5 protein-coding genes are annotated in these 8,190 nt (G+C 35.3%); 4 read left to right on the top strand and 1 reads right to left on the bottom strand.

The annotated features are described in order from the left end of the window. Window positions 1–95: 95 nt before the first annotated feature. Complete coding sequence (locus M0R38_12390) at window positions 96–1,061, bottom strand: DUF3578 domain-containing protein (protein MCK9482532.1); 966 nt, start codon at window positions 1,059–1,061, stop codon at window positions 96–98. 497 nt (window positions 1,062–1,558) lie between these two features. On the opposite strand from M0R38_12390, the gene M0R38_12385 reads away from it, so the two are divergent. The 4 genes from M0R38_12385 to M0R38_12370 are packed head-to-tail and all read left to right on the top strand — an operon-like array spanning window position 1,559 to window position 7,599. Further along, window positions 1,559–1,738 (top strand): helix-turn-helix transcriptional regulator, encoded by a 180-nt coding sequence (locus tag M0R38_12385; GenBank protein MCK9482531.1) that lies wholly within the window; start codon window positions 1,559–1,561, stop codon window positions 1,736–1,738. Window positions 1,739–1,767: 29 nt separating this feature from the next. Continuing rightward, window positions 1,768–4,812 (top strand): DEAD/DEAH box helicase family protein, encoded by a 3,045-nt coding sequence (locus M0R38_12380; GenBank protein ID MCK9482530.1) that lies wholly within the window; start codon window positions 1,768–1,770, stop codon window positions 4,810–4,812. Continuing rightward, the gene (locus tag M0R38_12375; GenBank protein ID MCK9482529.1) at window positions 4,812–6,449 is read left to right on the top strand and encodes a type I restriction-modification system subunit M; all 1,638 of its coding nucleotides are present in this window, start codon (window positions 4,812–4,814) and stop codon (window positions 6,447–6,449) included. The genes M0R38_12380 and M0R38_12375 overlap by 1 nt, the downstream gene beginning before the upstream one ends. Next, complete coding sequence (locus M0R38_12370) at window positions 6,442–7,599, top strand: restriction endonuclease subunit S (protein MCK9482528.1); 1,158 nt, start codon at window positions 6,442–6,444, stop codon at window positions 7,597–7,599. Before M0R38_12375 ends, M0R38_12370 begins: the two co-directional genes overlap by 8 nt. Window positions 7,600–8,190 lie beyond the last annotated feature (591 nt).

Below are 8,190 nucleotides of genomic sequence, written 5' to 3'. Positions count from 1 at the left end.
CTTCAAACATTCTCGTACGTAAGAGATCCGTTGTTCATGGGAGAATTGCTTTTTAGCCATAATTACCTCCAACACAATAGTGGCAGAGGCAATAGCTATTTCATAGGGGCGACGATTTGACGGTTACCTACATCTAAACTTTTTTCATAGTTAGTTTGTTCACTCATAGGTATGAGGTGATGGGCTTCAACAAATGAATTGCCACTTGATTTACTTGTAAAGGTTTTATGAGTTGGATCGTATTCACATTTATAGTCGGCATTCCACAATGCGTTAGCTGCCTTCTGTGGATTCCGGCGATAAGTTGAACTGGAACTAGAAGAACTTTGAGATGGGCGTTCAACAGGCTCATCCACAAATTCTTGAGGAGTTTCAGTTTGAATAGTGGGCTGAAACTCCCCATCGTCTTCCTCTATCCCAGTTGTAGCGATAGTGCTAATGTGTTCAACCCATGAGGATAAATCATCGTCTTTTTTAGGAATGAATGCTTTCATTTCAGAAAATATCCCCATTAACTCCCTTAAATCACTTACCAGCACATTGTTTGGTGGAATTGAATTACCAGGATAATATTTTGCAATGATATTTCCTGCCTCATATCCTACCCCTAAATCATCATTGCTCGAGATTTTAAGATCGATTTCTTCTAGGGGAAAGTTGGTCGAGTCGCTGCGTAATTTATTTCTTAAATGTGAGCCTATCAATTTTATTTTATCTAAAGCAGCAGCAGTCCTATATTTTTTATAATAAAAATCATACCCTTGATTAATAGACAGATAGACACCACTCATGTCTTTACAAAACAGATAAACGATACCAAAACCTTTAGTAGCGGTCGTGGTAATCTCACGGTCAAAAACCGCCGCCCAAGGAATAGCAGCCCAATTAGCTTGTCCTGCGGAACCTTTTACATAATACTGCTGTGTATTGATAGAAGCTGTTTCTTCAATCTGCTTCCTTAATGCTCTTGTTAACAGATGTTGTGTGGGATTCTGCGTAAAGGATTCATTTTGACTGCTGTGTACGTAATTTTCGAGAATTAATTCTATAGTGTTCTGCATGTTTTCCTCCCTGTATAAAGATGCATTAACAGATCAAATACACACTAATATGGTCCTGGCTGATATTATAACATTATTTTGAGTACGATAGGGCGAGAAGAATTTTAACCATATTTTAATGAATCCATAATATATTGGTTATGGCTTCCTAAAAAATAATTCACGGCTAACGAGGCTCTTGCTAAAAGAGCGATTTTTTCAAGACAAAATTTATTCATTTGCGGCGAATGTCCTCTAGAAATTTCCATGTGATGCTTTCATGTGTAAGCCAGCCCTTTATAGCTTGCAAACCTGTCGACTGACATGGAAGCGGTAATGTCGAAGAATGAAGAGAATCAATAGAGAAATGTAAAATCTAAAATTTGAGCAATCGAAGTAAAATACTTATGATGTTAAATGTAATTATTGTTATGAACAGCATTTGATTATATAATTGTAAGAGAAGGATGGTATATTTGAGGTGTAAGTGTGGGTGTAAGCTATAAAAACTGTGGAAAATGCTCATAGATAAAGATTTGAAAAAGAAAGATCTACAAAAACTTGCTGGTATTAGCTCTGCAACCGTCACAAAGCTTGGTAGGAATGAGAATGTAAATACAAAGACATTACAAAAAATCTGTATGGCTTTGCAATGTGATATAAGTGATATCATGGAAATGAAAATTGAGCACGCCTAAAATACGTTACTAAAGAGGGAGGAGGTAATATGAGTAGTCCACATAATGAAAACTCACGAGTAAAGATTCCAGCATTAGTACATTTTACACGGCTCAATTATGAATATGTTTCACTAAAAAATCACAAGGACTTTATTGATGAAGATACAAATATCTTTATCAATGTTTTTCGTGATGCCATCAACAATATAAATAGAACTAGTCTTTCTGTAGCCGATGTGCAGAAAATCATTAATGAAATTAAAGTAATACTTTCAGCTGATGATCTCGGCAGAGCTTTTTATCGATTGCTTATTTCAGGCTATCAAGGGTTAAGACTTGTTGATTTCAGCAAAAAGGACGGCAGTGGCAATTCTTTCCAAGTAGTGACTGAGCTGACGTATAAAAATGGTAATGATGAGTTTCGCCCTGACATTACAGTGCTCATAAATGGAATGCCACTTGCTTTACTGGAAGTTAAAAAACCAAACAACAAAGATGGTATTCAAGCGGAATATACTCGTATGAATAAACGATGTAGAAACGAGAAATTCAAACGCTTCATTAACGTTACACAAATGATGGTGTTTTCTAATAATAGTGAATATGATCACACTGAAGTTGTACCGCTTGAAGGTGTTTTCTATGCTTCCAGCAGTTACAATAAACTATTTTTCAGCCACTTCCGAGAAGAAAATAAGAGTATTTTTACCAAGATAACCCCTATCGATGAACAAAAAGAAATCGCCATATTAAAAGATACTAATTTAGTGTCTCTTAAACATTCTCCAGAATATGCCACAAATCTATCACCAAGATCGCCCACAAATAGAACTATTACTTCTCTGTTTTCTCATGATCGCATCATGATGATACTAAAATATGCTATAGCCTATGTAGAAAGAACAGATGATAATGGGATTATTACTCTTGAAAAACATATTATGCGTTACCCGCAACTTTTTGCAACGAAAGCTATAGAGCAAAAATTAAACTCTGGGGCCAAAAAAGGCATCATTTGGCATACTCAGGGTAGTGGGAAAACGGCACTTGCATTTTATAATGTTGCCTATTTGAAAGATTATTATCAAAAACGAGGAATTATCGCAAAGTTTTATTTTATTGTAGATAGACTTGATCTACTCACTCAAGCAGCTAACGAATTTCGTGCTCGCGGTCTGTTCGTAGAAGAAGTAAACTCAAAAAATGATTTCATTGCCAATATTCAATCGCAAGGAGAAACAAACACCACTGGAGCTGATACCATCACTGTGGTAAATATTCAAAAATTTTCACAAGATTCGATAGCACGAAAATCAGACTACAATGTAAATGTTCAACGTATATATTTTCTTGATGAGGCGCATCGTAGCTATAAACCGACAGGAAGTTTCCTTGCTAACCTTCTTTCTTCCGACCGTGATGCGGTGATGATTGCATTGACCGGTACTCCACTAATTGGCGCCATATATGATGATAAGGGGATACTGGTATCAGGTAAAAAATACGACTCAAAAGTGGTTTTCGGTGATTATATCCACACGTATTATTACAATCGCTCTATTGAAGATGGGTATACACTTAAACTCATTCGTGAGGAAATTTCGACAACGTATAAAAGAAAGTTACAATCTGCATTGCATGAAATAGAGACCCTTAGGGGAGCAATTTCAAGAGAAGATTTATATTCTCATCCAAGATATGTGGCTCCCCTTGTCAAGTATATCATCACCGATTTTGATAAAAGTAGAATTGTCATGAATGACTTTACTATTGGCGGCATGATTGTGTGTGATTCTTCAAAGCAGGCAAGAGCCATATTCGAAGAAATGAAAAAAACGGAGTATGCCTCTGCGCTTATTCTTCATGATGAAGATGACACTGATACTCGACATAACAACCGTGATGATTTCAAGAAGGGGCAAATTGATTTCCTTATTGTGTTTAACATGCTTCTCACAGGCTTTAATGCTCCTCGCTTAAAAAAACTTTATTTAGGGCGCATCATTAGAGAGCACTCATTATTACAAGCACTAACTCGTGTTAATCGTCCATATAAAATGCTTCGTTATGGCTACGTGGTTGATTTCGCCGACATTAAGGCAGAATTTGATAAGACAAATAAAGCATATTTTAATGAACTACAAGCCGAATTAGGTGATGAAATTGAAAAATATGATAACATCTTTAAAACTCCGAAAGAAATCCAAAATGATTTACACTATATCGCAGAAAAACTATTTCTGTATGACACAGAGAATGCTGAAGTGTTTTCACAACAGATATCAGCTATTGAGGATAAAACTGAATTAATTGATTTACGACATGCTTTGGAATTGTATAAGGAACTTTTTAATATTGCAAAATTGTACGGATATTATGAACTATCTGATAAATTTGATTTGAGTAATATTAACGCTCTGTACAGTGAAGTCAATAATCGTATCAATTTGATCAATCTCAAGCGAAGTCTTCAAAGTGCTGAAGATATGAGTGCTATTCTTAACCTGGCGTTGAGTGAGATAGAATTTCATTTTACGAAAGTTGATGAAAGCGAAATGGTCATAGCCGACAGATTTAGAGAAAGTCTTGAGAGTACTCGTCTGGAAATGCAGCGCAATCTTGATCCAAAAGATTTGGAATATATCTCTCTTTTGGAAGAGTTGCAACGACTCTTAAGCAAGAAAAACATTGAAGAGTTGTCTGCTGAGGAAATGGCAGCTAATATTGCAGAACTTGACCGTATACGCAAAGCAGCTGAGCAAAAAAATTTGGCTGACCAGATGCTCATGGCAAAATATGAAAACGACCCTAAATTTATGAGAGCGCATAAACGTATGAAAGAAACACCACCTCCACTCGCAGCTGACTCTGTTCTGCACAATATATTGCTTAATCTTAAATACCAAATAGATGAAAGAGTGTTTTCCAATGCGAAACTATTAGACAATGAGCCGTATTTCATGAAAGATATGTTTCCCCTTATTAAGCAGGGGTTTGTTGAAAACGATGTGCCACTGACTGCGTTGCAAATTAAAAATGTGGGGGAATGCATATCAAACGAATATTTTGATGAAAGGAATTGGGCAAGCTGATGCAAGTATTAGATGTAACAACGCTAACAAAAGCGATGATTGATGACCTAAAGGCGATTTGTACGAACTACGGTTTAGGAAATGCGAGCAGTGAATATAAAATAATTACTGAAGTGTTTTTGTATAAATTTATTAACGACAAGTTTATTTACGAGGCTAGGAAAGTCGTACCGAAATATGAAAATATGACAGTAGCTGAAATCGAGTCTGCTATGTCTACAATATCCGAACAGGATTATGGATTAATGCTTTTAGATTTCGGAGCTTCGACAGCACGATTAAAACCTGAGCACTTTATATCATTTTTATTTAACCGCCAGAATGAAGAAGATTTTCATGTGCTTTTCGATGATACTCTAGTGGATATAGCAAATTTTAATATTGATATTTTCTCTGTTCGAGCAGGAGGACAATCAAGAATCAGCCTGTTTGACAAGATCTCACAATATGTAATTGAACAAGAGAAAAAAGATGGTTTTTGTCGTGCTATTATTACTAAGCTTGCCGAATATAGTTTCGATCGAGTATTCGAGCAAAAGTATGATTTTTTTGCTACAATATTTGAGTATCTAATTAAAGACTACAATAAAGATTTCGGTAAATATGGCGAGTACTACACGCCACATTCGATTTCCAGTATCATCGCGCAAATTATGGTTCCGCATGGCGCTAAGAACGTCACGGTGTATGACCCTGCGGCTGGAACAGGTACATTGATTCTAGCGCTCGCCCATGAAATTGGAGAGCAGAACTGTACTATTTACACGCAAGATATTTCACAGAAGTCAAATGAATTTTTACGATTGAATCTTATTTTAAATGATCTTGTTCACTCTCTACCGAATGTGGTGCACGATGACACAATTGCTAATCCCCGTCACCTAAATCCAAATAAAGATGGACTTGCACAATTTGATTATATTGTCAGTAATCCACCCTTTAATGTTGATTTTAGCGAAAATAGAGATACGTTAGCAGGAGAGAAACATAAGAAGCGGTTTTGGGTGGGAGTACCCAACATTCCTAAAAAAGATAAGAGTAAAATGGCGATCTATCTTATGTTTCTACAACATATTGTTTTTTCATTGAAAGATAAAGGCAAGGCAGCTGTGGTTGTACCAACGGGTTTTTTGACTGCTGGAGCAAGAATACAAAATAGTATTCGTAAATATTTAATAAAAAACAAAATGCTACGTGGTGTTATTTCTATGCCATCAAATATTTTCGCAACTACAGGCACAAACGTTTCTGTTCTATTTATAGACCGAGAGAACATCACTGATAAGGTAGTCTTAATGGATGCGTCTAACCTTGGAACAAGAATAAGAGAAGATGGTAGAAACCAGAGAACTGTTCTTAGTGTTGATGAGATTAAAAAAATTGTTAACGCTTTTAATGAGGCTAAATCTGAAGATGGTTTTTGCGTAGCCGTGGATTATTCTGATATTGAAGCAAAAAGAATGTCTTTTAGTGCTGGACAGTATTTTGAAGTTAAAATTGAATATGTTGAACTGACGCCAGATGAATTTAAGGATAAGATGACAAAATTCTCCAAGCGACTAGATAATATGTTTGTTGAAGGAAAAAAGTTGGAAGATGAAATAAAAACTCAACTTGGTCGGGTGAATTATGAATAAAATCACAATTTCACCGATTGGAGATATACTTCAGTTTCAAAGAGGCTATGATTTGCCATCAGAATATCGAACTGAGGGCGAGTATCCAGTTATCAGCTCAGCTGGTTTTTCTGGCACACATAACGAATATAAAGTTGGTGGTGAAAATGTAGTTACAGGCCGCTACGGCACAATAGGAAAAATCTATTATTATGATGGTAAATGTTGGCCCTTAAACACATCTTTGTATGTTAAAGACTTTAAAGGGAATCTTCCGAAATATATTTATTATTTGTTGCAGTATGCCCTTAATGTAGATGGAAAAGATAAAAGTACAGTTCCTGGAGTAAATAGGAATGTGCTACACATGTTAGAGGTGCCTTATTATAAAGATCATCTGTATCAAGAAATGATAATCAGACCGTTAGAAGCAATTGATAAAAAAATTGCATTAAACAAACGTATTGCCGCTGAGTTGGAAGCAATGATAAAAACAATCTATGACTATTGGTTTGTGCAGTTTGATTTTCCTGACATAGACGGTAAATCTTACCGTTCTTCTGGCGGTGAAATGGTGCTGGACAAACAACTCAAACGAAAAATTCCCAAAGGCTGGGAATGTATTCCGCTTAATAAAAGATTTGCCTTTGAGAGAGGTGTTGAAGTTGGAGCAAAGAATTATTCAAACATTAATAAAAATGGATTTGTGCCATATTATCGTGTTAGTGATGTGGGGTCACAGAGCGATACTTATGTTGATCCAAAATTACTTAACAACAAGCTTTTAAAGTTCGAAGATGTATGTGTCACCTTTGACGGAACTGTAGGGAAGGTTGATTTTGGACTTGTTGGAGGTTATTCGACCGGTTTGCGGAAAATTTTTGATTTAGAAGGTGCGATAAACAACGCTGTAATTTATTCTATTTTCAAATCAGACTATGCGCAAATAGTGATAAATAAATATGCTACAGGCTCTAATATTTTACATGCATCAGAATCAATAAATCATCTCTACATTGCATTTAATAAGAGAATCTATGATAAATTTCAAGATGTGATTTCGCCGCTATTCGACAAAATGTTAGCAATGAAAAAAGAGAACTTAAAACTTGCAGCAATCCGTGATTGGCTGTTGCCGATTTTAATGAACGGACAAGCTGTTGTGCAATAGAAAGTTTTAAATAAAGCAGTTTTCTGCACTAATTAACGAATTGGCACACAATCAAATTATTCATCAATGTATATTAAAATGGTTGCAAAACATATAATCCGCTATCAAAATTGCATTTTTAGTTGTAAAAATTCGATCTTGAAAAATCCCGAAATAATGCAAAATGGACAAACAGCGCCTTGAATCAAGATTTTAGGTGTTTTAGGCCTCTAATTACCGTATCACAGGAGCCGATAAGACCTCAAAAGGTAGCGCTATAGTTGGATATATTTTAATTTGTAAAATTTAACGATTAGCTAAGCAGTAGAAATATTTTTTTTAATTAATATTTTTAGTGTTAAAGAACAGAATATACATTAAGTCTAATGAAAATTTTAAATAATTTAATACTTATAACTGCTTATATGATAAAGAAATATTTAATTGCTTAAAAGGTTAATTGTATTACATCATCTGTCGTTATCGAAGGAAATTTAGTATCAGATCCAGTTATTGCAACCTTAAACAATGGTTCAAGTATTTGTCGTTTTTCAATTGCCTCTAACCGCTACTATAAAAATAGTGAGAATGAGAGGATGGAGGAGGTGAACT

Source organism: Bacteroidia bacterium (genome assembly GCA_023228875.1).
In the GTDB taxonomy this organism is placed as follows: domain Bacteria; phylum Bacteroidota; class Bacteroidia; order NS11-12g; family UBA955; genus JALOAG01.
Note: the sequence above shows the minus strand (reverse complement) of the source record. Positions and strands in the feature narration are given on the sequence as shown.

Coding starts and splice junctions, on each gene's coding strand:
- M0R38_12390 (MCK9482532.1), bottom strand. CDS start 1,061: ATGCAGAACACTATAGAATTAATTCTCGAAAATTACGTACACAGCAGT.
- M0R38_12385 (MCK9482531.1), top strand. CDS start 1,559: ATGCTCATAGATAAAGATTTGAAAAAGAAAGATCTACAAAAACTTGCT.
- M0R38_12380 (MCK9482530.1), top strand. CDS start 1,768: ATGAGTAGTCCACATAATGAAAACTCACGAGTAAAGATTCCAGCATTA.
- M0R38_12370 (MCK9482528.1), top strand. CDS start 6,442: ATGAATAAAATCACAATTTCACCGATTGGAGATATACTTCAGTTTCAA.
- M0R38_12375 (MCK9482529.1), top strand. CDS start 4,812: ATGCAAGTATTAGATGTAACAACGCTAACAAAAGCGATGATTGATGAC.